This is a genomic window from Actinacidiphila bryophytorum (genome assembly GCF_016916835.1).
GTDB lineage: Bacteria > Actinomycetota > Actinomycetes > Streptomycetales > Streptomycetaceae > Actinacidiphila > Actinacidiphila bryophytorum.
Genome location: NZ_JAFFIX010000006.1, coordinates 249,382 through 273,347 on the forward strand (window position 1 = coordinate 249,382; position 23,966 = coordinate 273,347).

Consider the following 23,966-nt stretch of genomic DNA (forward strand, 5'->3'; position numbering starts at 1 on the left):
ATGCTCGGATGGATCAGACTGAAGCACTGCGGCTCTTCGACGCCCAGCTGCGGCGGGACGCGCCGCCCGAGACGCCGACGACCAGGATCGACGCCGGGGGCGGGGTCGTACGGCAGGTGGGGGGCGGGAGCCACGAGTGGACCGGGGTCCTGTGGTCCGACCTCGACGAGGCGACCGCCGACGCCGCGATCGCCGCCCAGGTGCAGTGGCTGCACACCCCGGAAGCCGCCGGCCGCGAGTTCGAGTGGAAGACGTACTCCCACGACCGCCCCGCCGACCTGCGCGACCGCCTGCTGGCGGCCGGCTTCCAGCCGGAGGAGCCGGAGACCCTGATGGTCGCCGAGGTCTCCGAGGTGGCCGAGCTGACGAGGGGAGCGGAGCTTCCCGACGGCGTACGGCTCGTGAGGGTGACCGACGCCCCCGGCGTCGACCTGGTCGCAGCCGTGCACGAGCAGGCGTTCGGCACGAACTCCGACCGCCTGCGGATGCGCATGCTGGACCAGGTCGCCACCCGCGCGGACACCGTGAGCATCGTGCTGGCGATGGCCGGCGACGAGCCGGTGTGCGCGGCCCGCATGGAGTTCTACCCGGGCACGGACTTCGCGGGCCTGTGGGGCGGCGGCACCGTCGAGAAGTGGCGCGGCCGCGGCATCTACCGCGCCCTGGTCGCGCACCGGGCGCGTATCGCCGCCGCCCACGGGTACCGCTACCTGCAGGTCGACGCGTCCGAGGACAGCCGCCCGATCCTGCAGCGCCTCGGCTTCGCGGCGCTGAGCGTGACCACCCCGTACCTGATCACGGCCCCGGCCTAGACAGGAGCACCTGATGCAGCTGCTGAGCGTCAACGTGGGCCGCCCGATGCCGAACCCGTGGAAGCGGCTGGCGGCGACGGGCATCGACAAGTGGCCGGTGAAGGGTCCGGTGGCGGTGAGCGCGCCGGGGCCGAAGGGCACGGGGGCGGTGGGGCTGGCCGGGGACCGGGTCTACGACGTCAAGAACCACGGCGGCGACGACCAGGCGGTGTACGCCTACGCCCGGGAGGACCTGGACCACTGGGAGAAGGAGCTGGACCGCAGCCTGGCGAACGGCTGCTTCGGCGAGAACCTGACGACGGCCGGCTACGACGTGAACGCCGCGCTGATCGGCGAGCGCTGGCGGATCGGCGCGGGCGGCCCGCTGCTGGAGGTGTCGTGCCCGCGCATCCCGTGCGCGACCTTCGCCGGCTGGCTGGACGAGAACCGCTGGATCAAGCGCTTCATCGCCGGCGCCCTGCCCGGCCCGTATCTGCGGGTGATCGAGCCGGGCGAGCTGGCGGCGGGCGACGAGGTCGCGGTCGAGCACCGCCCCGGGCACGGGGTGACCGTGGAGCTGGCTTTCCGCGCGCTGACCACACAGCCGGAGCTGCTGCCCGAGCTGCTGGTGGCGGAGGCGCTGCCGGCGGAGGACCTGCGGCGGATCAGGGAGCGCCTGGCACGCACCCGCCCGTGAGGGCAGGACCGACTACGCGGCACGCGGTCCGCATACGCTGCCCGCATGACGACTTCCCTCATCACGGGTCCGACGGCGGGTATCGGCGCGGCCTTCGCGCGGCGGCTGGCGGCCGACCGGCACGACCTGGTGCTGGTCGCCAGGGACGGCGCGCGGCTGGGCGAGACCGCGGCGGAGCTGCGCGAGCGGCACGGGGTCCGGGTCGAGGTCCTGCAGGCGGACCTGGCGACGGACGGCGGCATCAGCGCGGTGGAGGGCCGGCTGCGGGATGCCGGACTTCCACCGGTGGACGTGCTGGTCAACAACGCGGGCTTCGGCAACCGCGGGCGCTTCCTGGAGGCGCCGATGGCGGACGAGCTGCGGATGCTGACGCTGCACTGCGAGGCGGTGCTGCGGCTCACGGCCGCGGCGGCGGAGGGGATGCGGGAGCGGGGCCGCGGCACCGTGGTCAACGTGGCGTCGGTGGCGGCCTTCATGCCGCGCGGCACATACGCGGCGAGCAAGGCGTGGGTCGTGCGCTTCACCGAGGGCGCGGCCCTTGACCTGCGCGGGTCGGGCATCCGCTTCCTGGCACTGTGCCCCGGCTTCGTCAGGACGGAGTTCCACGAGCGGGCGGGGATGCAGGCGGAGCGCCTGCCGTCCTGGGCGTGGCTCGACGCGGACAAGGTCGTGGCGGCGGCGCTGCGCGACCTGGCGCGGGGGAAGGTGCTGAGCGTGCCCGACGCCCGTTACAAAACGGCCGTCGGGCTGGCCCGCCATGTCCCCTCGCGCGTGTTCGGCGCGCTCTCCGCGGGCGCGGGCCGCCGCTACGACCCCAAGCCACCGCCCCACCGGGGGTAGGGGGGTTGCCACTTGCGGTGGCGTCGCTTTCTTCCCGCCCGTCGTGGCTGGTCGCGCAGTTCCCCGCGCCCCTGGGTGATTGCCACTTGCTGTGACGTTGCTTGCTTTCCCACCGTCGTGATGGGGCGCGCAGTTCCCCGCGCCCCTAAAAACGCTCACCCTCTGCGCAGAGGGCGCCGCCTGCGAGCCTCACGGCTTGCGGGCCACGGCCGCCCAGTAGTACGCGGAGCGCTCGTCCTCGGTGAGGGGGGCCTCGGGGCGCCAGGCCATGACGGGGACCAGGCCGGGGGAGATGATCTCCCAGTCGGCGAAGAAGCGCAGGACCTGGGAGCGGTCCCGGGGGACCAGCGTCATACGGCCCTGCTCTGCGGCCCTGGTGACCTCCGCCATCGCCTCGGGGTCGAAGTCCTGCGTCGGGTGGCTGATCGCGACATGGCTCCCGGAGGGCATCGCGTCGAGGAAGGCGCCGACCGCGCCCCACGGGTCCTGCTCGTCCTTGACGAGCATCAGGATGGCCACCAGCAGCAGGCCGACCGGCTGCCCGAGGTCGATGGTGTCCTTCAGCAGCGGCGAGCCGAGGATCTCGGCGGGCTCGCGCAGGTCCGCTTCGAGGTAGACCGTGCGCCCGGCGCCGGGCCTGCCGTTGAGGACGTCGCGCGCGTGCGCCTGCACGATGGGGTCGTTGTCGACGCAGACGACCCGGCTGTCGGGGGCGACGAGCGCGGCCACCGACGCGGTGTCCCCGTCCGCCGGGATGCCGGTGCCGATGTCGAGGAACTGCCGGATGCCGGCCTCGCCGGCCATGTGGCGGACCGCGCGGCCGAGGAACTTGCGGTTCTCCATGGCCATCGCCTTGATGCCGGGTATGGCCTGCTCGATGGCCTGGCCCATGGCCCGGTCCGCGGCGAAGTTGTTGCTGCCGCCGAGCCAGTAGTCGTACATCCGCGCCGAGTGCGGAAGGCTCGTGTCGATGAGGGGCGCGCCGCCGCTGTGGTCATTCGTCATGCGGCCAATCTGCCGTACGGCGGGGCCCACCGGAAGCGCGGGGGGACGGCGGACGCCCGCCGCCCCGGTGCGGGGCGGCGGGCGTCAGCGGGAGAAGGCGGGGTCAGTGCGAGTGGCCGTGACCGCCGGCGGCGGCCTCCGGCTCCTCTTCCTTCTTGTCCACGACCAGGGTCTCGGTCGTGAGCAGCAGCGACGCGATGGACGCCGCGTTCTCCAGGGCGGAGCGGGTGACCTTGACCGGGTCGATGACGCCGGCCTTGACCAGGTCGCCGTACTCGCCGGTGGCCGCGTTGAAACCGTGGCCCTTGTCCAGCTCGGCGACCTTGGAGGTGATGACGTAGCCCTCCAGGCCGGCGTTCTCGGCGATCCAGCGCAGCGGCTCGACAGCGGCGCGGCGGACGACGGCGACACCGGTGGCCTCGTCGCCCTCCTTGCCGAGGTTCTCGCCGAGCACCTTGACCGCGTGGACCAGAGCCGAGCCACCGCCGGAGACGATGCCCTCCTCGACGGCCGCGCGGGTCGCGGAGATCGCGTCCTCCAGGCGGTGCTTCTTCTCCTTCAGCTCGACCTCGGTGGCCGCGCCGACGCGGATGACGCAGACGCCGCCGGCCAGCTTGGCCAGCCGCTCCTGCAGCTTCTCGCGGTCCCAGTCGGAGTCGGTGGTGCCGATCTCCGCCTTGATCTGGTTGACGCGGCCCTCGATCTCGGCCTTGTCGCCCGCGCCGTCGACGATGGTGGTCTCGTCCTTGGTGATGGTGGCGCGGCGGGCGGTGCCCAGCAGGTCCAGGCCGGCCTGGTCGAGCTTGAGGCCGACCTCCTCGGCGATGACGGTCGCACCGGTGAGGGTGGCGATGTCGCCGAGCATGGCCTTGCGGCGGTCGCCGAAGCCGGGCGCCTTGACCGCGACGGCGTTGAACGTGCCGCGGATCTTGTTCACGACCAGGGTCGACAGGGCCTCGCCCTCGACGTCCTCGGCGATGATCAGCAGCGGCTTGGAGCCACCCGCCTGGATGATCTTCTCCAGCAGCGGCAGCAGGTCCTGGATCGAGGAGATCTTGCCCTGGTGGATCAGGACGTACGGGTCGTCGAGGACGGCCTCCATACGCTCCTGGTCGGTGACGAAGTACGGCGAGAGGTAGCCCTTGTCGAAGGCCATGCCCTCGGTGAACTCCAGGTCCAGACCGAAGGTGTTGGACTCCTCGACGGTGATCACACCGTCCTTGCCGACCTTGTCCATCGCCTCGGCGATCAGCTCGCCGACCTGCTTGTCCTGCGCGGACAGCGCGGCGACGGCCGCGATGTCCTCCTTGCCCTCGATGGCGCGCGCGGTGGCCAGCAGCTCCTCGGAGACCGCCTTGACGGCCGCGTCGATGCCCTTCTTGAGCGAGGCGGGGGACGCGCCGGCCGCCACGTTCCGCAGGCCCTCGCGGACCAGCGCCTGGGCCAGGACCGTCGCGGTGGTGGTGCCGTCACCCGCGATGTCGTTGGTCTTGGTCGCCACCTCCTTGACGAGCTGGGCGCCCAGGTTCTCGTACGGGTCCTCCAGCTCGACCTCACGGGCGATGGTCACGCCGTCGTTGGTGATGGTCGGGGCGCCGAACTTCTTGTCGATGACGACGTTGCGGCCCTTGGGGCCGATCGTCACCTTCACGGTGTCGGCGAGCTTGTTGACGCCGCGCTCCAGGGCGCGACGGGCGTCCTCGTCGAACTTAAGAATCTTGGCCATGCCTGCGAACTACCTCGTCTACTCGTCTAATCACGTCGTCACGGACGGTAAGGACGGCGAAAGAAACCGCCCCGGGGACCCGGCCTCAAGGACAGGGACTCCCGGGGCGGGATCACGGCTGTGCAGCCGGGGAACTACTTCTCGACGATCGCGAGAACGTCGCGGGCCGAGAGGACGAGGTACTCCTCGCCGTTGTACTTCACCTCGGTGCCGCCGTACTTGCTGTACAGCACGACGTCGCCCACGGCGACGTCGAGCGGCAGCCGGTTGCCGTCCTCGAAGCGGCCCGGACCGACGGCCAGGACGACGCCCTCCTGGGGCTTCTCCTTGGCGGTGTCCGGAATGACCAGGCCCGAGGCCGTGGTCTGCTCGGCGTCGAGCGGCTGGACCACGATGCGGTCCTCAAGCGGCTTGATGGCAACCTTGGTGCTGGCGGTCGTCACGATCCGACCTCCCCCTTCAAAGGGCTCACGGGAGTGTCTGTCTGGGTCGGCGACCTGGTAGGCCCGTCGTCGCGGGTGCCGGACCTGCCCGTCGCTGTGTGTCTGGCACTCAGCGGGGCCGAGTGCCAAAAGCGAGACTAGGACGCCTTTAGCACTCGGTCAAGCGGAGTGCCAGCCCCGCACTCCTCCCGGGTGACCCGAACCCCCCTCTCCGGCGGGGCCGAGCCCCCGGGCGCGGGCTCGCGACGGCGCCTCTTCGGCGGGGCCGAGCCGTCAGGGGCGCGGGGAACTGCGCGACCAGCCCACCACCGGCCGGTGGTCCGGCACGAACAGAACTGCCCCTTTCGGACGGTGACGACCCGCGCGTGCCTGGGGGCTGGGCGCGCAGTTCCCCGCGCCCCTAAAAACGCTCACCCTCTCGCGCAGAGGGCACCCCCAGGGGCGCGGGGAACTGCGCGCCAAGCCCCCCACCCGCCGGGGGCCGGCGTGGGCGGGGACAACCCCCTTCGGACGGAGAAGGCTTCCCGGGAGGGGAGAATGGGGCGGTGACGCCGGAGGAGTTTGAAGGATTGCTGACCGCGGAGGGGCAGGAGCTGCTGGAGGGGTTGCGGGGGCACGACCCCGTGGACGACCTCGCCGCGGCCACGCGGTTGCGGCGCACGCATGACGCACCGCTCGTGGCGGCAGCCCTGTCGCAGGCAAGGCTGCGGCAGCGCGCCGTCGCGAAGTTCGGCGCGGTGGACGCCCACCGCATGTACTTCACGCCGCACGGCCTGGAGCAGTCCACCCGCGCGTCGGTGGCGGCCCACCGGGCGGCCAGGTTCGCCGCGGACGCGGGCTCAGCCGGGGAGCGGGCCGGTGTCACCGACCTGTGTTGCGGGGTCGGCGGTGACGCGATCGCGATGCTGCGGGCGGGCCTTGCGGTGACCGCGGTGGACCGCGACCCGCTGACGTGCGCGGTGGTGCGGGCGAACGCGGCCGCGCTGGGCCTGGCCGACCGCCTGGAGGTCGTGTGCGCGGACGTCCGGGACGTCGGCACGGCCGGCCGTGCGGGCGTCTTCGTCGATCCGGCGCGCCGCACGGCCAGGGGCCGGGTCTTCGACCCGGAGGCGTACTCGCCTCCGCTGTCGTGGGCGCTGGAGGCGGCCGCCTCGGGTTCACCCGGGGCGGTGAAGGTCGCACCGGGGATCCCGCACGAGGCGGTGCCGGAGGGCGCGGAAGCCGAGTGGATCTCGGACGGCGGCGACGTGAAGGAGGCGGTGCTGTGGTTCGGCGGCGGGGTGCGGCCGGGCGCCCGCCGGGCGACGCTGCTGCCGTCGGGGGCGAGCCTGGTGGGGCGGGGCCTGCCCGACCCGCAGGTGCGGCCGGTGGGGCGGTACCTGTACGAGCCGGACGGCGCCGTCATCCGCGCGCACCTGGTCGCGGAGGTCGCGCAGGAGCTGGACGGCGGGCTCGTCGACCCGACGATCGCCTACGTCACCGCCGACGGCCTGCGGGCGACGCCGTACGCGACGGCGTACGAGGTCACCGATGTGCTGCCTTTCGGGCTGAAGCGGCTCAAGGCCCTGGTGCGGGAGCGGGAGATCGGCGTCCTCACGGTCAAGAAGCGCGGCTCGGCGGTCGACCCGGACGACCTCCGCCGCCGGGTGCGCCCGAAAGGCCCGCACTCGGCCACGGTCTTCCTGACCCGCGTCTGCGGCGCCCCTTCCATGCTCCTGGCCCACCCGGCGCGGGGGCGCTCTCAGACGTAGTCGTCCAGGCGGGCCAGGGTGAAGCCCTGGGAGGCGACCTGGCGCAGCAGGTTGGCGGTCATCGCCGTCATGGACTCGCCCTTGAGCTGGGACGGGCCGCGGAAGTGGGCCAGGATGATGTCGCCGGGGTGGAACTTCTTGTCGGGGCGCTGGAACTGCACCTTCTTGATCTGCATGGACTCGCGCCACAGGATGATCGCCCGCAGGCCGCCGCAGGATTTCACCGCGGTGCGGGTGTCGGCGTTGTAGTTGCCGTAGGGCGGCCGGAAGAGCCCGGGTGCCGTGCCGTACTCGGCGGTCAGCTTCTGCTGCTGGACGCAGATCTCGTGCTTCTGCTGGGCCAGGGTCCGCCCGTGCAGGTCGGGGTGGGTGAGGGTGTGGTCCTGTATCGAGTTGCCGAGCGCCTGGAGCGGGCGGAAGTAGCCGTAGTCGCTCTTGATGACGTCGTCGGTGAGGAACATCGTGAAGGGGATCTTCAGGTCCCGCATCATCTCGACGAACTTCGGGTCCTTCTCCGCCCCGTCGTCGAAGGTCAGGAAGACGATCTTCTGGTCGGTGGGTATGTCGCTGACCACGGGTATGCGGCCGTCGTCGGTGCGTACGGGCTTGACGGCGGGCGGGGCGGGCGGCGGCGCCAGGAGCGGGACGCCCCACTTGCGGAAGGCCGCGGCGCGGTCCTCGGTCGGCGTGGGCTGGGGCGTGCGGGACGGCTGCGAGGCCGTCACGGTGTCCGCGGGGGCCGGGGAGCCGGTGGGGTCGCCGCTGGAGCAGCCGGTTGCCAGGAGGAGGCCCAGGAGCAGCAGGGCGAGGATTCCGCGTGGTGCGCGCATACCCTGGACGAGGGGATTTTCAGCTCCCGGGTTCCACGGCGACGGACGTGAACCGCCAGCGGTGCACCTCGCGCCGCACCAGGTCGGCGGGCGGCGCGGGCAGTTCGGGGAGCTGCGCGTCGTAGTCGGCGTCCCACCAGGTCAGGACGAGGACGCGGTCGCCGGGCGCGGTGAGGTGTTCGCGGCGCAGGAATCCGCCGGGCAGTGCGGCGGCGGACTGCCGTGCCCAGGCGAGCAGTTCGGGGCCGCGGCCCTGCGCGGCGGCGGCCTCCCACATGAGGGTGACGCTCATCGGCGGCTCATCCGTGGAGGTTGTCCCTGGCGGCCTCGTGCACGTGGTCGTGGGTGTGCCCGGGTACGGACACCTCGGTGACCGGGAGCGAGGAGTCGGCGGGGAGGTCGAAGGTGGAGGAGGCGCGGCCCCTTGCGACCATCTCGGCGCCCAGTGCGGCGACCATGGCGCCGTTGTCGGTGCACAGGCCCGGGCGGGGCACCCGGAGCCGGATCCCGGCGCCCTCGCACCTTTCCAGGGCCAGGGAGCGCAGCCGGGAGTTGGCGGCGACGCCGCCGCCGATCATCAGGTGGTCGACGCCGTTGTCCTTGCAGGCCCTGATCGCCTTGCGGGTGAGCACGTCGACGACGGCCTCCTGGAAGGACGCGGCGACGTCGGCGACGGGCACGTCCCGGCCGTCCCTGCGGCGGGCCTCGACCCAGCGGGCGACGGCGGTCTTCAGGCCGGAGAAGGAGAAGTCGTAGAGCGGGTCGCGCCCGCCGGTCAGGCCGCGGGGGAAGGCGATGGCGGCGGGGTCGCCGTCGCGGGCGTGCCGGTCGATGGCCGGGCCGCCGGGGAAGCCGAGGCCGAGGACGCGGGCGACCTTGTCGAAGGCCTCGCCGGCCGCGTCGTCGATGGTGGCGCCGAGCGGGCGCACGTCGCCGGTGATGTCGGGGGCGAGCAGCAGCGAGGAGTGGCCGCCGGAGACCAGCAGCGCCATGGTGGGCTCGGGCAGGGCGCCGTGTTCGAGCTGGTCGACGCAGATGTGCGAGGCGAGGTGGTTGACGCCGTAGAGCGGCTTGCCGAGCGCGTAGGCGTACGCCTTGGCCGCCGACACCCCGACCAGCAAGGCGCCCGCGAGTCCCGGCCCCGCGGTGACGGCGATGCCGTCGAGGTCGCCGGCGCTGACCCCGGCCTGCTTGAGGGCGCGCTGGATGGTGGGGACCATCGCCTCCAGGTGGGCGCGGCTGGCGACCTCCGGGACGACGCCGCCGTAGCGGGCGTGCTCGTCGACGCTGGAGGCGACCGCGTCGGCGAGCAGGGTGTGCCCGCGGACGATGCCGACGCCGGTCTCGTCGCACGAGGTCTCGATACCGAGCACCAGGGGTTCGTCAGCCATGGAATTCCTCAGCCAGGTTCTGTGCCGGGTCGGCGCTGCGCATGACGAGCGCGTCGACGTTGCCCGGCTGGTAGTAGCCCTTGCGGATGCCGATCGGCTCGAAGCCGAAGCGCTGGTAGAGCCGCTGGGCGCGGGCGTTGTCGACCCGCACTTCGAGCAGCACCTCGTGGCATTCTGCCGCGGTCGCGGCCCGCAGCAGGGCGGTGAGCAGCCGGGCGCCGAGCCCGGTGCCCCAGTGGTCGCGGGCCACCGCGATGGTCTGCACGTCGCCGGTTCCGGCGACGGCCGCGAGCCCCGCGTAGCCGACGATCCGTCCGTCGGCGCGCTCGGCGGCGACGTACGTGCGGGTGGCCGCCGGGTGCCTGGTGTCGGCGATCTCCGACCAGAACATGCCGCGGGACCAGGCGTCCTCGGGGAAGAGCTCCTCCTCCAGCGCGATCACCCGGTCCAGGTCCCACCAGCGCAGCTCGCGCAGGGCCACGTCGTCCGGTCCGCTCACGTCGGCAGGACCGCCTTGTAGCCGGCGGGCACCTGGGCGTCGGGGCGGCGCAGGTACAGCGGCAACGCGGGCGCGAAGGCCTCGCCCGCGGCGAGCCGGTGCGCGGCCAGTGCGCCGAGCGAGCCGGCCGACTGGTGGGCGGGGTCGGGGCGGCGGTCGGTGAAGGCGTCGGGGTAGAGAGCGGCGCCCGCGCCGACCGCGGGCAGCGCGAGCACGTCGGCCGGCAGGTCGGCGGGCCGGTTGACCGCGGGCTCGGTGACGCGGACCGCGGGGCCGTCGTAGCAGGCCCAGTAGACCTCCTTGCGGCGCGCGTCGGTGGCGACGGTGAAGGGGCCTTCCAGGCCCGCCTCGCCCGCGGCCCAGGCGAGGCCGTCGAGGGTGCACACGCCGTGTACGGGCACGCCAAGGGCGTCGCCGAAGGACGCGGCGGTGACCAGCCCGACCCGCAGGCCCGTGTACGGTCCCGGGCCGACGCCGACGACAACGCCGGTGACGTCGGCGAGCGCGCGGCCCGCGGTGGACAGCACGCGGTCCACGGCGGGTACGAGGAGTTCGCCGTGCCTGCGCGCGTCGATCACCGTGGACTCGGCGAGCACCCGCTCCCCGTCGTGCAGGGCGGCGGTGACGGCGGGCGTGGCGGTGTCGAAGGCAAGCAGCAGCACGCCCCCAGGGTACGGGCAGCACGCGTACGGCCGCGGCGGCGGTCGCCGCTGCTGCTACCGTCAACGGGGAGCGAGCGCGCAACCCGACCGGAGGATCCCCGTGGCAATCAAGGCCGGCACCCTTGTCTCGGGTCTGACCGCGGCGGCGATGGTGGTGATCGCGGTCCTGGCCGCGCAGGCGTCGGGCTCGGCACCCAAGACCCCGGCGGCGGCGCATTCCGCGACCCCGCCGAAGAAGTCGGCACCGGCCAAGCCGAAGCCGAAGACGTATCCGCTGCCGCTGCACTCGGGCATAGGCAAGCGCGTCGTCTACAGCATCTCCGCGAAGCGGGTGTGGCTGGTGGACGACGGCAACAAGGTGGTGCGCACCTATGCGGTGGTCGCGGGCAACGTGGCGCCGTCCAAGGGCCTGCACCACGTCTTCTTCCGCCGCGCCACGGGCACCGGCGGCGACGGCAAGCAGGTCGAGCACACGGTGCTGTTCGCGATGACCGGCGGGGTCAACGTCGGTTTCAGCGCGGCCGTCGACGGCTCGCTGCCCAAGCCGGACCCGGCCAAGCAGAACGCGGCGATCCGGGCGACCCGGGCTGACACCGCGGCGATGTGGCAGTTCGCGACGGTCGGCAGCGCCATCAACGTGATGCCCTGAGGCCTGGGCCGGGAAGCCGGGCTCGGCCTGGCGGAGCCGGGCCGCATTTCACCCGTACGGGCTATGCCGCGTCCTTGTCGGGGACGGTAGGACGGGGCCTTTGCGGGGGTGTGGCGGGCGGCGGGGTGGAGATCCGCCGGGCCGCCTCCGCCGCGGCCAGCAGGTCGCGGAAGGTGGGGGTGGGCTGGGGGTCCTGGGGGTCGTGGGCCGACATGACGCCTCCCCGAGCGGTGGAAGTTAGGTAGCCCTAAGCGGGCGTCCGGAACCAGGACACCACGGACACCTGCCCCTGCGCAACATCTTCCCGACAGCTTGTCGGTTCAATGCGCCGCCCGCCCGCCGCTCCCCCGCCGCTCCCCCGCCGCGCTCAGCCGCCGAGGGCCGAGAGGTCGGTCGCCGCCCAGCGCGGGCCGATGCCGCTGACCGTCACCACCCGGGCGTCGTCGTCCGCCTCCGGCGCCGAGCCGACCGTGCGCTCGATGACGACCTGCAGCCGGGCCTCCGACAGCTCCTCGACCTTGCCCTCGCCCCACTCCACGACCACCACCGACTCCGGCAGCGACACGTCCAGGTCCAGGTCCTCCATCTCGTCCAGGCCGCCGCCCAGGCGGTAGGCGTCCACGTGGACCAGGGCGGGGCCGCCGGTCAACGAGGGGTGGACGCGGGCGATGACGAAGGTCGGCGAGGTGACGGCGCCGCGTACGCCCAGGCCCTCGCCCAGGCCCCGGGTCAGCGTGGTCTTGCCCGCGCCCAGCTCGCCGTTGAGCAGGACCAGGTCGCCGGGTTCCAGCAGCGACGCCAGGCGCAGCCCCAGGTCACGCATGCGCTCGGCGGTGCGTACGGTGATCCGGACGGCGGGAGGGAGCCGGTCCTGCGTGCCCGCGGGGGGCGAATCGTGCGGTGTGCCCATGACCGCGAAGCCTACGCGTCGCCCGCCGCACCCCGCCCGTCCGCGACCCGCCACCCGGCCCCCCGGCGCCGCCTACGCCTCGCCCGACGTCGCCAGCTCGCGCAGGCCCTCGGCGACCGGCGCCTGCACAGAGTCGGCGGCCTGCGCGATCAGCAGCGCGAGGGCGCAGTTCACCAGCCCGGGACGCTCGAACATCACCAGGTGCCCCGCGCCCGGCACGATGACCAGCTCGGCGTCGGGGAGCTTCTCCGCGATCTCCGTGCTGTGCTCGCTGGGCGTCAGCAGGTCCTTGTCCCCGGCCAGCACCAGCCCCGGCAGCCCGTCGAGGACGGCGAGCGCATCGCCCTTCTCGTGGTCGGTGAAGGCCGGGTAGAACTCGGCGACCACGTCGATCGGCGTCGACTCGATCAAGCGCTCGGCGAAGCGGCCGACCGCCGGGTCCACGTCCGAGCCGAAGGAGTAGCGCTTGACGATCCCGGCGAACAGCTCGGCGGTCGCCCGCCGCGCCCGCTCCACCAGGTCCGCCTGGCTGCCCATGATCTTCAGCAGCCCCGGCGCGACCGCGCGGAAGGCCCGCGCCCCGACGGCCGGCAGCCCGAGCGTCACGGCGGCCAGCTTGCCCGACGACGTCGACACGAAGCCGACGCCGGCGACCCGCTCGCGCACGTAGTCCGGGTACTGGTCGGCGAAGGCCATCACCGTCATGCCGCCCATCGAGTGCCCGACCAGCACCACGGGACCCTCGGGCACCGCCGCGTCCAGCACCGCCCTCAGGTCCCGGCCCAGCTGGTCGATGGTCGCCGGGCCGCCCGCCGCCTGGTCGCGGCCCCGCTCGCTGCGGCCGTGGCTGCGCTGGTCCCAGTAGACCGCGCGGACCGTACCCCGCAGGGCCGCCCGCTGGAAGTGCCAGGAGTCCTGGTTGAGGCAGTAGCCGTGCGAGAAGACCACGGTGACCGGCAGGGGCGCGGCCGCGGCGCCCCTGCGCCCGCGCAGCCAGCCCCTGCGCGGCGGCTCCGGCTCCTGCGGGGCGGCGGCGTCCTCGGTCTCGAAGTACAGCTCGGTGCCGTCCTCCGCGGTCGCGGTGCCCGCCCGCCCGCGCAGGCTCCCGTACGGCCCCGCCGCGTCCAGCGCCAGCTGCGCCTTGCGCCGCACCCCGCGCCCCACGGTGACCCGCTCGATCGCCACACCGGCGGCGGCACCCGCGGCCACCACGCCGATCGCGGCCCCGACCAGTCCGGCCCGCTCCCACTTCACCCCGTCACCCACCCGTTCAGCCACGCTCCCGGTAGACCCGCGGCACCCGGCCGCCGATCCGGGTGACGATCTCGTACGCGATCGTGCCGCAGGCCCGCGCCCAGTCCTCGGCGGTGGGCTCGCCGCGGTCGCCGGGGCCGAACAGCAGCACCTCGTCGCCCGCGGCCGCGGCGTCGCCGCCGAGGTCCACCACGAACTGGTCCATCGCCACCCGCCCCGCCACCGTCCGCCACTTCCCGGCCACCAGGACCGGCCCCGCACCGGACGCATGCCGCGGCACACCGTCTCCGTACCCCAGCGGGACCAGCGCAAGCGTCGTCGGCCCCGGTGTCACGTAGCGGTGGCCGTAGCTGACCCCGTGGCCGCCGGGCACCTGCTTCACGCTCGCCAGCCGGGCCGCCAGCGTCATCACCGGGCGCAGCCCGAAGTCCGCGGGGCCGCCGACCTGCGGCACCGGGGAGATGCCGTACATGGCCACGCCCGGCCGCACCATGTCGAAGTGCGACTCGGGCAGCGTCAGAGTGCCGGGCGAGTTGGCGATGTGCCGCACCTCGGGGTCGAGACCGGCCGCCGCCGCCTGGTCAAGTGCGGTGCGGAAGACGCCGAGTTCACGTGCGATCGAGGGGTGCCCCGGCTCGTCGGCGCAGGAGAAGTGCGCCCACAGGCCGGTGACCTTGATCAGGTCGGCCTTCTCCGCCGCCCGTGCCGCCGCCGTCAGCGCGGGCCACTGGTCGGGCTGGCACCCGTTGCGGCCCAGGCCGGCGTCCACCTTGAGCTGTACGCGCGCGGTGCGGCCCGCGGCCCGTGCCGCGGCCACCGCCTCCTCCAGCGCCCAGGGCGCGCTGACGGTGACGTCCACGTCCGCCTCGACGCACTCGCGCCACGGCCCGCCCGGCGTCCACAGCCAGCACAGCACCCGGCCGCCGACCCCGGCGGCCCGCAGCGCCAGCGCCTCCTCGGGGGTCGCCACCCCGAGCCAGTCGGCGCCGCCCTCCAGCGCGGCACGCGCGCACGGCACCATGCCGTGGCCGTACGCGTCGGCCTTCACGACCGCCATGAAGGCCGCGCCGGGCGCCTTGGCGCGCAGCGCCGCGACGTTGCCGCGCAGCGCCCCGAGGTCGATCTGCGCCCATCCGCGCCCGCTCGTCATGTCGTTCATCCAGGTCAGTGTCTCAGGCGTGGGACATGGTTGCCCTTGACGGTGTCGATAGTAAGCGCGCATACTATATGGATGATGACCCTGGGAACAGCGCACATCACCTCCACCGCGAAGCCCGACGCCTTCTTCGCCCGCTGGGCCGACATGGCGACCTGGCCGGAGTGGAACTCCGACACCGAGTGGGTACGGATCGACGGACCCTTCGTGCGCGGCGCCAAGGGCGTGCTCAAACCCAAGGGCGCACCTCAGGTGCCCTTCGTCGTGACCGAACTCGTCCCCGGCGAGAAGTTCACCGACGTCTCCAAGCTCGTCGGAGCCAGGCTCACCTTCCGGCACGTCGTCACCCGCACCGCCGAGGGGTCCACCCGGGTGGACGTCACCGCGACCCTGCGCGGCCCGCTCGCCCGCATCTGGAACCTCGCCCTCGGCAAAGGCATCGCCGCCGGGCTCCAGGGCGACCTGGACCGGCTCCGCGACGCGGCGGAGTCCGCTGCGTGAGCCTCGCGACGGGCTTCGGCTCCGCGGACGACAGCCCGGGGCTGCTGCTGTGGCAGGTCACCAACCACTGGCAGGCCGCGCAGCGCGCGGCCCTCAAACCGTACGGGCTCACGCACGTGCAGTTCGTCCTCCTCGCCTCCCTGAGCTGGCTCCAGGCCCAGGAAGCTCCCGGTCCCGTCACGCAGCGGCGGCTCGCGGAACACGCGGCCACCGACCCGATGATGACCTCGCAGGTCCTGCGCACGCTGGAGGCCCGCGGCCTCGTCACCCGCCTCCCCCACCCCCACGATGCGCGTGCCCGCGCGGTGACCGCCACGGAGGAGGGCGCTGCCCTCGCCGATCAGGCCATTGCGGTGGTGGAGGCCTGCGATGCCGACTTCTTCTCGCCGCTGTCCGAAGAAGTCGCCCTCTTCACCCGGGCCTTGCGCACCCTCCGCCCCACCTGACCCCCCTGCGGGGGTGCCCCTTCCGCGGTGCGTGCACCTTTCCACCGGTGGTGGCTCGTCTCGCAGTTCCCCGAGCCCCTGGGTGATTGCCACATCCTGTCGCGCTCACAGTTCCGGTGCGTGGGGGCTGGTCGCGCAGTTCCCCGCGCCCCTGGGTGAGTGCCACATCCTGTCGCGCTCACAGTTCCGGTGCGTGGGGGCTGGTCGCGCAGTTCCCCGAGCCCCTGGGTGAGTGCCCCTTACGGCGGGCTCGCACCTTTCCGTTCGTCGTGATTGGGCGCGCAGTTCCCCGCGCCCCTGAGGGGTGCCCCCTCTCGCAGAGCCGGCGCCGTCAGGCGGCGCCCTCTGCACAAGAGGGTGAGCGTTTTTAAGGGGCGCGGGGAACTGCGCGCCCCGCCCGGACGGGCGGAAAGAAGGCAACGCCACAGCAAGTGGCAACCACCCAGGGGCTCGGGGAACTGCGAGACAAGCTTGGCGCAGGGGCTAGAGGGGCCAGGCGGATGGGAGGGTGGTGGCTACGTCGAGGGCGGTCAGGGGTGGGGGGGTGAGGCGGGCTGCGAGGCCGTGGAGGTAGGCCGCGGCCGAGGCCGCGTCCGCGGCGGGGAGGGCCGCGGCCAGGAGGGACCCGGCGAGGCCGGAGAGGACGTCACCGCTGCCGGCGGTGGCAAGCCACGCCGTGCCGGTGGGGTTCACCCGCACCGGCTCCAGCGCGGAGGGCGAAGCCACGAGCGTCGTGGACCCCTTGAGCAGGACCGTCGCCCCGTAGGCCCCGGCAAGCGCCCGCACCGCATCGAGGCGGGACGCCTCGACCGCCTCCCGGGGCCGCCCGAGCAGCGCGGCGGCCTCCCCGGCGTGCGGCGTGAGCACAGTGGCCGCGTTGCGCGCGAGCACCGCGTCGCGGGACATGAGCCGGAGCCCGTCGGCGTCGACGAGCACGGGCACGTCGGAGGCCAGCACCTCTTCCACCGCGGTGCGCGCGGCGGCGGAGTCGCCGAGCCCGGGTCCGACGACCCACGCCTGGACGCGGCCCGCGGCATGCGGTGACCCGGTGGAGACCAGCGTCTCGGGGTGCCGGGCGAGAACCGCGGCCCCGCCGCCGCCGACGTAGCGCACGGCTCCGGCACCGCCGCGGATCGCCCCGGAGACGGCGAGCACGGCCGCGCCGGGGTAGCGGTCGGACCCGGCGACGATTCCGACCACGCCCCGCCGGTACTTGTCGCTCTCCCCGCCGGGCCGCGGCAGCATCGCGGCGACGTCGGCGTTCTGCAGCGCTTCCACGGCGGGTACGCCGAGGTCGTCGCCGAGGCCGATGTCGATGAGCCGCAGGGCGCCGGCGAGCCCAGCGGCGGGGTCGATGAGCAGGCCCGGCTTGTACGTGCCGAAGGTGACGGTGACGTCGGCGCGTACGGCGTCGCCCGCGACCTCGCCGGTGTCGGCGTCGACGCCGCTGGGCAGGTCGACGGCGACGACGGCGGCGCGTGCGTCGTACACGGCCCGCATCAGGTCGGCGGCCTGCGGGCGCAGCCCGCCCTTGCCGCCGATGCCGACGATGCCGTCGTAGACGAGGTGGGCGCGGGCGATGGGCGCGGCGGCGTCCTCGGTGCCGACGGCCCGGCCGCCGGCCGCGCGCAGGGCGGCGAGCCCCGCGGTGTGGGCGCGCTCGGGCGACAGCAGGACGGCGGTGACCGCGGCGCCGCGGCGGGCGAGGCGGGCGCCGGCGTAGAGGGCGTCGCCGCCGTTGCTGCCGCTGCCGGCGAGGACGACGACGCGGGAGCCGTACACCCGCCCGAGGACTTCCGCGCCGACGGCCGCGAGGCCGGCTGCGGCCCGCTGCATCAGCACGCCTTCCGGCAGGCGTGCCATGAGTGCGTCCTCGGCGTCCCGCACGGCCTGCACCGTGTGCGCGTACCTCATCGCGTACCCTCCCGTAGGCCCTGCTCCCGACGATACGTACTGCTCACCGCTCCGGCACCCCGGCTCGGGTTCAGCCTTCCGCCACGACCACGGCGGACGCGACGCCCGCGTCGTGGCTGAGCGACAGGTGCCACGTTTTCACGCCGAGTGCGGCGGCTCTGGCGGCGACCGTGCCCTTCACCGTCAGGCGGGGGCGGCCTGACGGTTCTGTGCTGATTTCGGCGTCCAGCCAGCTCAGGCCGGGCGGGGCGCCGAGGGATTTCGCCAGGGCCTCCTTGGCGGCGAATCTCGCTGCCAGCGACGAGAGGGGGCGCGGGGCGCCGTTCTCCAGGGTCAGCTCACCCGGCGTGAACAGCCGTTCCGCCATGCCCGGAGTGCGCTCCAGCGCTTCTGCGAAGCGGGTGATCTCAGCGACGTCAATCCCTACCCCGACGATCATCCCCCCACCCTAGGCCCCGGGGTCCTGCGCCCCCGCCCCTTTGCCTCTTGCGGTGAGCGCTCGCCTTTCCCTCGGCGGGGGGTGCAGAGGTGATTGCCACTTGCTGTGGGCTCGCACCTTTCCGTGCGTCGTGATTGGGCGCGCAGTTCCCCGCGCCCCTGGTGGGTGCCCCCTTCCCGCAGGGTGAGCGTTTTTAGGGGCGCGGCGAACTGCGCGACCAGCCCCCACCGGGCGGAAGGAAGGCAACACCACAGCATGTGGCAATCACCTGGTCGGAGGGGGGCGCCCCGGCGCAGAAGGAGGGGCTGGGAGGATGCGGGGGTGACGATCATCGGTGACGCCGGCGCGAGCCCGTTTGTCGACCTCACTCGGGGGGAGTGGAGCGCTCTGCGGGAGCGGACGCCGTTGCCGCTGACCGCCACGGAAGTGGAGCGGCTGCGCGGGCTGGGTGACGTGATCGACCTGGAGGAGGTCGTGGAGGTCTACCTCCCGCTGTCCCGCCTGCTGAACCTGTACGTGGCCGCGCACAGCGGCCTGCGCGGCGCGCTGAACACCTTCCTGGCCGGAACCGCCGAGGGCCCGCAGCCGGGGACGCCGTTCGTGATAGGCGTGGCCGGCAGCGTGGCGGTGGGCAAGTCGACGACGGCCCGCCTGCTGCAGGCACTGCTGGCGCGCTGGCCTGAGCACCCGCGGGTGGAGCTGGTCACGACGGACGGCTTCCTCTACCCCAATGCCGAGTTGCAGCGGCGCGGCCTGATGGCACGCAAGGGCTTCCCCGAGTCGTACGACCGGCGCGCGCTGACGCGCTTCGTGGCGGACGTGAAGTCGGGCAAGGCGGAGGTGACCGCCCCGGTGTACTCGCACCTGTTCTACGACATCGTGCCGGGTGAGCGGCTGACGGTGCGCAGGCCGGACATCCTGATCGTGGAGGGGCTGAACGTGCTGCAGCCGGCGCTGCCGGGCAAGGACGGGCGCACCAGGATCGGGCTCGCGGACTACTTCGACTTCAGCGTGTACGTGGACGCGCGCACCGAGGACATCGAGCAGTGGTACCTGGGGCGGTTCAGGAAGCTGCGGGAGACCGCTTTCCAGAACCCGGACTCGTACTTCACGAAGTACACCCGGGTGGCCGAGGAGGAGGCGATGGACTACGCGCGGCTGATGTGGCGGACCGTCAACCGGCCCAACCTCCAGGAGAACGTGGCTCCGACCCGCAGCCGCGCGACGCTGGTCCTGCGCAAGAGCCAGGACCACAAGGTGCAGCGGCTGTCGCTGCGCAAGCTCTGAGAAGCGAGGCACCCCGACGCGGGACCGCGTCGGGGTGCCCGAAGGCGTCGGCTCAGCCCAGCGAGGACTTCACGACGTCGGCCAGCCGGCCGGCGACCGACCTGGCGTGGTCGATGTCGGCGGCCTCGACCATGACGCGGACCAGCGGCTCTGTGCCGGAGGGGCGCAGCAGCACCCGGCCGGTCGCGCCCAGCTCCGCTTCCGCCTCGGCGACGGCGGCGACCAGTTCGGGGGCGGTCGAGGCGCGGCTCTTGTCGACGTCGGGGACGTTGACCAGGACCTGCGGCAGCCGCTGCATGACGGCGGCCAGGTCGGCGAGCGGGCGGCCGGTGGCGCAGACCCGGGCGGCGAGCAGCAGCCCGGTGAGGGTGCCGTCGCCGGTGGTGGCGTGGTCGAGCACGATGACGTGGCCCGACTGCTCGCCGCCGAGCGCGTAGCCGTGCTCCTTCATGGACTCCAGGACGTAGCGGTCGCCGACGGCGGTCTGCACGAGGGTGATGCCCTCGCGCTCCATGGCCAGTTTGAAGCCCAGGTTGGACATGACGGTGCCGACGACGGTGTTGCCGCGCAGTTCGCCGCGCTCGCGCAGGGACAGCGCGAGGATGGCGAGGATCTGGTCGCCGTCGACCTCCTCGCCGGAGGCGTCCACGGCCAGGCAGCGGTCGGCGTCGCCGTCGTGCGCGATGCCGAAGTCGGCGCCGTGCTCGATGACGGCGGCCTTGAGCAGGTCGAGGTGGGTCGAGCCGCAGCCGTCGTTGATGTTGAGGCCGTCGGGGCGGGCGCCGATGGTGACGACGTCGGCGCCGGCGCGCGAGAAGGCCTCGGGCGAGACGCGGGACGCGGCGCCGTGCGCCTCGTCCAGGACGACCTTGAGGCCGTCGAGGCGGTTGGGGAGCACGCCGATGAGGTGGGCGACGTACTGGTCGAAGCCCTCGTCGTAGTCCTTGACGCGGCCGACGCCGGCGCCGGTGGGGCGGTCCCAGGGGGCGCCGGTGCGGTGCTCCTCGTAGACCTTCTCGATGCGGTCTTCCAGGTCGTCGTCGAGCTTGTGGCCGCCGCGGGCGAGGAACTTGATGCCGTTGTCGGGCATCGCGTTGTGGCTCGCGGACAGCATCACGCCGAGGTCGGCGCCCAGCGCGCCGGTGAGATACGCCACCGCCGGGGTGGGCAGCACACCGACCCGCAGGACGTCCACGCCCGCGCTTGCGAGGCCCGCCACGACGGCGGCCTCCAGGAACTCGCCCGAGGCGCGCGGATCGCGCCCCACCACGGCGACGGGGCGGTGCCCCGCGAAGGTGCCGGCCTCCGCGAGCACGTGTGCCGCCGCGACCGACAGGCCGAGCGCCAGCTCGGCGGTGAGGTCCGCGTTGGCGATGCCACGCACCCCGTCGGTACCGAAGAGTCGTCCCACTGTGTGTCCTCCGATGCGCTACGGCGGCTCTGCCGTGTTTCGGCCGCCCCCGGCCGTACCCAGACGCAGGTGCCGGCGCACCTGCTCGATGCTTGACGTTTGGCGCCCTGTCATTGGTTGTACCAGTCGTATCACCACAGATATACGACCACGGCGCCACATGCGAACGCCCCGGAGGCAATGGTGTGCCTCCGGGGCGTGGCGCAACGGCAACAGCGACGGCAGCGGCGTGCCGTTCGCCGCGTGCCGGCTGCGACTAGCGCTTGCTGAACTGCGGCGCCTTGCGGGCCTTCTTCAGACCGGCCTTCTTCCGCTCGACCGCGCGGTCGTCGCGGGTCAGGAAGCCGGCCTTCTTGAGCGGGCCGCGGTTGTTGTCGACGTCGGCCTCGTTCAGCGCACGGGCGACACCGAGGCGCAGCGCACCGGCCTGGCCCGAGATGCCGCCGCCGCTGATGCGGGCGATGACGTCGTAGCGGTTGTCGAGTTCGAGCACCTTGAAGGGCTCGTTGACTTCCTGCTGGTGCACCTTGTTCGGGAAGTAACCCTCAAGGGTGCGGCCGTTGATCTTCCACTTGCCGCTGCCCGGGACGATCCGGACGCGGGCGATGGACTGCTTGCGGCGGCCGGTGCCGGCAGCCGGCTGCGGGTCGCCGAAGCGCGAAGCGAGGGACTCGGAGGTGTACTCCCCCTCGACGGCCTCGGACTCGAAGGTGGTGATCTCCTCGTAGGACTCGTCGCCCTCGATGACGGTCTCGGCAGTGGTCTCAGCCACGATTCTCCTCAGGTTCTTTCTGGTAGCTGGTGGCCGGAACTACTGCGCGACCTGGGTGATCTCGAACGGCACCGGCTGCTGCGCAGCGTGCGGGTGCTGGTCGCCCGAGTAGACCTTCAGCTTGGAGAGCATCTGACGGCCCAGGGTGTTCTTGGGGAGCATGCCCTTGACGGCCTTCTCGACGGCCTTCTCGGGGCTCTTCTCCAGCAGCTCGTCATAGCGCACGGAACGCAGGCCGCCCGGGTAACCGGAGTGGCGGTAGGCCATCTTCTGGGTGCGCTTGTTACCCGAGAGGTGGACCTTGTCGGCGTTGATGATGATGACGAAGTCACCGGTGTCGACGTGGGGCGCGTAGACGGGCTTGTGCTTGCCCCGCAGGAGGGTGGCGGCCTGAGTGGCCAGACGGCCCAGGACAACGTCCTGCGCGTCGATGACGTGCCACTGGCGCTGGACATCGCCGGGCTTGGGGCTGAACGTACGCACGGTCGTAGCCTTCGCTTCTTCTCAGTAGTGGTTTCCCCTGACCCGCCGCGAGGGCGGTGGGGAAGGGTCCTGACAAGGCCACCCGGACGATCACGACAGCCTTGGCGGCACACGGGGACGCAACCCGTCTGCCTGCCGCTGGTCATCGGCCCGGTGGACCGGCGTAAGGGCCCCTCACGTGAGATAGAGCAAGCCAATACGCATAACGAACCATGAGAATACCCGGGCGCCCCCGGCCGGGTCAAAACGCCTCCGGGGCGCCCGGCCCCTAGTCCGTGTTTTGGAAGTCCCGCCTGCCCCGTGGGCGGACGGCGCTACTTCCAAAACACGGCCTAGCGGTCCCTGGCGACCCGGGCCTCGTCCCACACCGGGGTGGGCGACTCGCGTACGGTGCCGTCCGCGCCGAAGACCAGGTAGCGGTCGAAGCTGCGGGCGAACCAGCGGTCGTGGGTCACCGCGAGCACCGTGCCCTCGTAGGACTCCAGGCCCTCCTGGAGGGCCTCGGCGCTCTCCAGGTCCAGGTTGTCGGTCGGCTCGTCCAGCAGCAGCGCGGTGGTGCCCTCCAGCTCCATCAGCAGGATCTGGAAGCGCGCCTGCTGCCCGCCGGAGAGCCGGTCGAAGGCCTGGTCGCCCTGCTTCTCCAGCTCGTAGCGCCGCAGCACCGACATCGCCCGGCCGCGGTCCCTCGAGTGCTCGGCCCACAGGATGTCCACCAGGGTGCGGCCGCGCAGCTCCGGGTGCGCGTGGGTCTGCGCGAAGTGCCCGGGTACGACGCGCGCGCCCAGCCGGTAAGTGCCGGTGTGGGCCACGCTCGTGTCGCCCGCCAGCAGCCGCAGGAAGTGCGACTTGCCCGAGCCGTTCGAGCCGAGCACCGCGACCCGCTCGCCGTAGAAGACCTCCAGGTCGAAGGGCTTCATCAGGCCGGTCAGCTCCAGCTTCTCGCAGGTCACCGCCCGCATGCCGGTACGCCCGCCCTTGAGGCGCATCGTGATGTCCTGCTCGCGCGGCGGCTCCTGCGGGGCGCCCGCGTCCTCGAAGCGCTTCAGCCGGGTCTGGGCCGCGTGGTAGCGGGAGGCCATGTCGGGGCTGTTCGCCGCCTGCTGCCGCAGCCGCAGCACCATCGCCTTGAGCTTGGCGTGCTCCTCGTCCCAGCGCCTGCGCAGCTCCTCGAAGCGCGCGAAGCGCTCCTTGCGGGCCTCGTGGAAGGTGCCGAAGCCGCCGCCGTGGACCCAGGCGGTCGCCCCGGCGGGACCCGTCTCGACGCTGACGATCTTCTCCGCGGTGCGCGAGAGCAGCTCGCGGTCGTGGCTGACGAACAGCACGGTCTTGCGGGTCGTGGCGATCTGCTCCTCCAGCCACCGCTTGCCGGGGACGTCCAGGTAGTTGTCCGGCTCGTCGAGCAGCAGCACCTCGTCGGGGCCGCGCAGCAGCGCTTCGAGCACCAGCCGCTTCTGCTCGCCGCCGGAGAGCGTTTTGACCTCGCGCCACTGCGCCCGCTCGTAGGGGACGCCCAGCGCCGCCATCGTGCACATGTCCCACAGGGTCTCGGCCTCGTAGCCGCGGGCCTCCGCCCAGTCGCCCAGCGCGTGCGCGTACGCCATCTGCGCCGGTTCGTCGTCCTGCGCCATGATCGCCAGCTCGGCCGCGTCGACGGCCGCGGCGGCCGCCCTGATACGCGGGTGCGCCACGGAGACCAGCAGGTCGCGTACTGTCCTGTCGTCGCGGACGCTGCCGATGAACTGCGGCATCACCCCGAGGCCGCCGCCGGCGGTGACGCTGCCGCCGTGCGGCGTGATCTCCCCCGCGATCAGCCGCATCAGCGTCGTCTTGCCCGCGCCGTTCGACCCGACCAGCGCGACGGCCGCGCCCTCACCGACGCGGAACGAGACGTCGCCGAGCAGCGCCCGCCCGTCCGGCAGGTAGTACTCCAGGTGCGCTGCTTCCACATGTCCCATGGCCTGAATTCTCCCGTGCGGCCGGAGTGCGCCCAACCCGTTTTCGGCCCAGGGCCGGGGTGCGCCGCCGCCCGGACCGGCAAAATGCCGCAGCCGGCCACGGGCCAGGCACCGGCACCGCAGCCGTACGCGGCCGGGCAACGTCCGCGGGCTG

At 73.0% G+C, this 23,966-nt stretch carries 26 protein-coding genes; 8 read left to right on the forward strand and 18 right to left on the reverse strand.

From position 1 onward, the window contains the following. The first annotated feature begins 8 nt into the window (after nt 1-8). The 3 genes from JT723_RS12000 to JT723_RS12010 are packed head-to-tail and all read left to right on the forward strand — an operon-like array spanning nt 9 to nt 2,328. On the forward strand, nt 9-812 hold the full coding sequence (locus tag JT723_RS12000) for a GNAT family N-acetyltransferase (RefSeq protein WP_205044533.1): 804 nt from the start codon (nt 9-11) through the stop codon (nt 810-812). Nucleotides 813-825: 13 nt separating this feature from the next. Next, the gene (locus JT723_RS12005) at nt 826-1,488 is read left to right on the forward strand and encodes an MOSC domain-containing protein (RefSeq protein WP_205044534.1); all 663 of its coding nucleotides are present in this window, start codon (nt 826-828) and stop codon (nt 1,486-1,488) included. Between the two features lie 45 nt (nt 1,489-1,533). Then, on the forward strand, nt 1,534-2,328 hold the full coding sequence (locus JT723_RS12010) for an SDR family NAD(P)-dependent oxidoreductase (RefSeq protein WP_205044535.1): 795 nt from the start codon (nt 1,534-1,536) through the stop codon (nt 2,326-2,328). 189 nt (nt 2,329-2,517) lie between these two features. Here JT723_RS12010 and JT723_RS12015 read toward each other — a convergent pair whose 3' ends face one another. The 3 genes from JT723_RS12015 to groES all read right to left on the reverse strand — a co-directional run bounded on the left by JT723_RS12015 (nt 2,518) and on the right by groES (nt 5,502). Continuing rightward, entirely contained in the window at nt 2,518-3,333 is an 816-nt protein-coding gene (locus JT723_RS12015) for an SAM-dependent methyltransferase (RefSeq protein ID WP_205044536.1), read from the reverse strand. Nucleotides 3,334-3,436: 103 nt separating this feature from the next. Further along, the gene (gene groL / locus JT723_RS12020) at nt 3,437-5,059 is read right to left on the reverse strand and encodes a chaperonin GroEL (RefSeq protein ID WP_205044537.1); all 1,623 of its coding nucleotides are present in this window, start codon (nt 5,057-5,059) and stop codon (nt 3,437-3,439) included. A gap of 134 nt (nt 5,060-5,193) precedes the next feature. Continuing rightward, a complete protein-coding gene (groES, locus tag JT723_RS12025) occupies nt 5,194-5,502 on the reverse strand; it encodes a co-chaperone GroES (protein WP_075017238.1) in 309 nt (102 codons plus the stop codon). A gap of 545 nt (nt 5,503-6,047) precedes the next feature. Here groES and JT723_RS12030 point away from each other — a divergent pair. Beyond that, a complete protein-coding gene (locus tag JT723_RS12030) occupies nt 6,048-7,253 on the forward strand; it encodes a class I SAM-dependent methyltransferase (RefSeq protein WP_205044538.1) in 1,206 nt (401 codons plus the stop codon). Here the strand turns inward: JT723_RS12030 and JT723_RS12035 are convergent. The 5 genes from JT723_RS12035 to tsaB are packed head-to-tail and all read right to left on the reverse strand — an operon-like array spanning nt 7,244 to nt 10,635. Continuing rightward, nucleotides 7,244-8,083, reverse strand: a complete 840-nt coding sequence (locus JT723_RS12035) for a polysaccharide deacetylase family protein (RefSeq protein WP_205044539.1) — start codon at nt 8,081-8,083, stop codon at nt 7,244-7,246. The two genes, JT723_RS12030 and JT723_RS12035, sit on opposite strands and share 10 nt — an antisense overlap. A 19-nt stretch (nt 8,084-8,102) precedes the next feature. After that, a complete protein-coding gene (locus tag JT723_RS12040; protein ID WP_205044540.1) occupies nt 8,103-8,375 on the reverse strand; it encodes a hypothetical protein in 273 nt (90 codons plus the stop codon). A gap of 7 nt (nt 8,376-8,382) precedes the next feature. Beyond that, nucleotides 8,383-9,474: a tRNA (adenosine(37)-N6)-threonylcarbamoyltransferase complex transferase subunit TsaD gene (tsaD, locus tag JT723_RS12045; protein WP_205044541.1), complete on the reverse strand. Its 1,092-nt coding sequence runs from the start codon at nt 9,472-9,474 to the stop codon at nt 8,383-8,385. Continuing rightward, nucleotides 9,467-9,973, reverse strand: coding sequence for a ribosomal protein S18-alanine N-acetyltransferase (gene rimI, locus JT723_RS12050; protein ID WP_205044542.1), 507 nt, complete (start codon nt 9,971-9,973; stop codon nt 9,467-9,469). Before rimI ends, tsaD begins: the two co-directional genes overlap by 8 nt. Continuing rightward, nucleotides 9,970-10,635, reverse strand: coding sequence for a tRNA (adenosine(37)-N6)-threonylcarbamoyltransferase complex dimerization subunit type 1 TsaB (gene tsaB, locus JT723_RS12055; protein ID WP_205044543.1), 666 nt, complete (start codon nt 10,633-10,635; stop codon nt 9,970-9,972). The genes rimI and tsaB overlap by 4 nt, the downstream gene beginning before the upstream one ends. 100 nt (nt 10,636-10,735) lie before the next feature. Between tsaB and JT723_RS12060 the strand changes: the two genes are divergently transcribed. Beyond that, a complete protein-coding gene (locus JT723_RS12060; protein WP_251512360.1) occupies nt 10,736-11,284 on the forward strand; it encodes a hypothetical protein in 549 nt (182 codons plus the stop codon). Between the two features lie 61 nt (nt 11,285-11,345). On the opposite strand, the gene JT723_RS12065 is transcribed toward JT723_RS12060, so the two are convergent. The 4 genes from JT723_RS12065 to alr all read right to left on the reverse strand — a co-directional run bounded on the left by JT723_RS12065 (nt 11,346) and on the right by alr (nt 14,607). Next, the gene (locus JT723_RS12065) at nt 11,346-11,498 is read right to left on the reverse strand and encodes a hypothetical protein (RefSeq protein ID WP_205044544.1); all 153 of its coding nucleotides are present in this window, start codon (nt 11,496-11,498) and stop codon (nt 11,346-11,348) included. 153 nt (nt 11,499-11,651) lie between these two features. Further along, the gene (tsaE, locus tag JT723_RS12070) at nt 11,652-12,194 is read right to left on the reverse strand and encodes a tRNA (adenosine(37)-N6)-threonylcarbamoyltransferase complex ATPase subunit type 1 TsaE (protein ID WP_205044545.1); all 543 of its coding nucleotides are present in this window, start codon (nt 12,192-12,194) and stop codon (nt 11,652-11,654) included. A 72-nt stretch (nt 12,195-12,266) separates the two neighbouring features. After that, nucleotides 12,267-13,472 carry an alpha/beta fold hydrolase gene (locus JT723_RS12075; RefSeq protein WP_251512358.1) on the reverse strand — a complete coding sequence of 402 codons (1,206 nt, stop codon included), beginning with the start codon at nt 13,470-13,472 and terminating at the stop codon, nt 12,267-12,269. Beyond that, the gene (gene alr, locus JT723_RS35050; RefSeq protein WP_240165466.1) at nt 13,465-14,607 is read right to left on the reverse strand and encodes an alanine racemase; all 1,143 of its coding nucleotides are present in this window, start codon (nt 14,605-14,607) and stop codon (nt 13,465-13,467) included. Before alr ends, JT723_RS12075 begins: the two co-directional genes overlap by 8 nt. Before the next feature lie 75 nt (nt 14,608-14,682). On the opposite strand from alr, the gene JT723_RS35055 reads away from it, so the two are divergent. Together JT723_RS35055 and JT723_RS35060 are read left to right on the forward strand one after the other, a co-directional pair. Further along, nucleotides 14,683-15,105, forward strand: a complete 423-nt coding sequence (locus JT723_RS35055; protein WP_240165467.1) for an SRPBCC family protein — start codon at nt 14,683-14,685, stop codon at nt 15,103-15,105. Then, the gene (locus JT723_RS35060) at nt 15,102-15,551 is read left to right on the forward strand and encodes a MarR family winged helix-turn-helix transcriptional regulator (RefSeq protein ID WP_251512356.1); all 450 of its coding nucleotides are present in this window, start codon (nt 15,102-15,104) and stop codon (nt 15,549-15,551) included. Before JT723_RS35055 ends, JT723_RS35060 begins: the two co-directional genes overlap by 4 nt. Before the next feature lie 483 nt (nt 15,552-16,034). On the opposite strand, the gene JT723_RS12085 is transcribed toward JT723_RS35060, so the two are convergent. Together JT723_RS12085 and JT723_RS12090 are read right to left on the reverse strand one after the other, a co-directional pair. Continuing rightward, a complete protein-coding gene (locus JT723_RS12085; protein ID WP_205044547.1) occupies nt 16,035-17,465 on the reverse strand; it encodes an NAD(P)H-hydrate dehydratase in 1,431 nt (476 codons plus the stop codon). 70 nt (nt 17,466-17,535) lie between these two features. Beyond that, nucleotides 17,536-17,904, reverse strand: a complete 369-nt coding sequence (locus tag JT723_RS12090) for a holo-ACP synthase (protein WP_205044548.1) — start codon at nt 17,902-17,904, stop codon at nt 17,536-17,538. Nucleotides 17,905-18,225: 321 nt separating this feature from the next. On the opposite strand from JT723_RS12090, the gene coaA reads away from it, so the two are divergent. Beyond that, nucleotides 18,226-19,191, forward strand: coding sequence for a type I pantothenate kinase (gene coaA / locus JT723_RS12095; RefSeq protein ID WP_251512354.1), 966 nt, complete (start codon nt 18,226-18,228; stop codon nt 19,189-19,191). A gap of 52 nt (nt 19,192-19,243) precedes the next feature. Here the strand turns inward: coaA and glmM are convergent, their stop codons facing one another. The 4 genes from glmM to JT723_RS12115 form a co-directional block, all read right to left on the reverse strand. Next, nucleotides 19,244-20,602 (reverse strand): phosphoglucosamine mutase, encoded by a 1,359-nt coding sequence (gene glmM / locus JT723_RS12100; protein ID WP_205044550.1) that lies wholly within the window; start codon nt 20,600-20,602, stop codon nt 19,244-19,246. Nucleotides 20,603-20,858: 256 nt separating this feature from the next. Then, nucleotides 20,859-21,374: a 30S ribosomal protein S9 gene (rpsI, locus tag JT723_RS12105; protein WP_033177818.1), complete on the reverse strand. Its 516-nt coding sequence runs from the start codon at nt 21,372-21,374 to the stop codon at nt 20,859-20,861. A 39-nt stretch (nt 21,375-21,413) separates the two neighbouring features. Beyond that, complete coding sequence (gene rplM, locus JT723_RS12110) at nt 21,414-21,857, reverse strand: 50S ribosomal protein L13 (RefSeq protein WP_205044551.1); 444 nt, start codon at nt 21,855-21,857, stop codon at nt 21,414-21,416. 332 nt (nt 21,858-22,189) lie between these two features. Further along, the gene (locus JT723_RS12115; RefSeq protein WP_205044552.1) at nt 22,190-23,812 is read right to left on the reverse strand and encodes an ABC-F family ATP-binding cassette domain-containing protein; all 1,623 of its coding nucleotides are present in this window, start codon (nt 23,810-23,812) and stop codon (nt 22,190-22,192) included. Between the last annotated feature and the right edge of the window lie 154 nt (nt 23,813-23,966).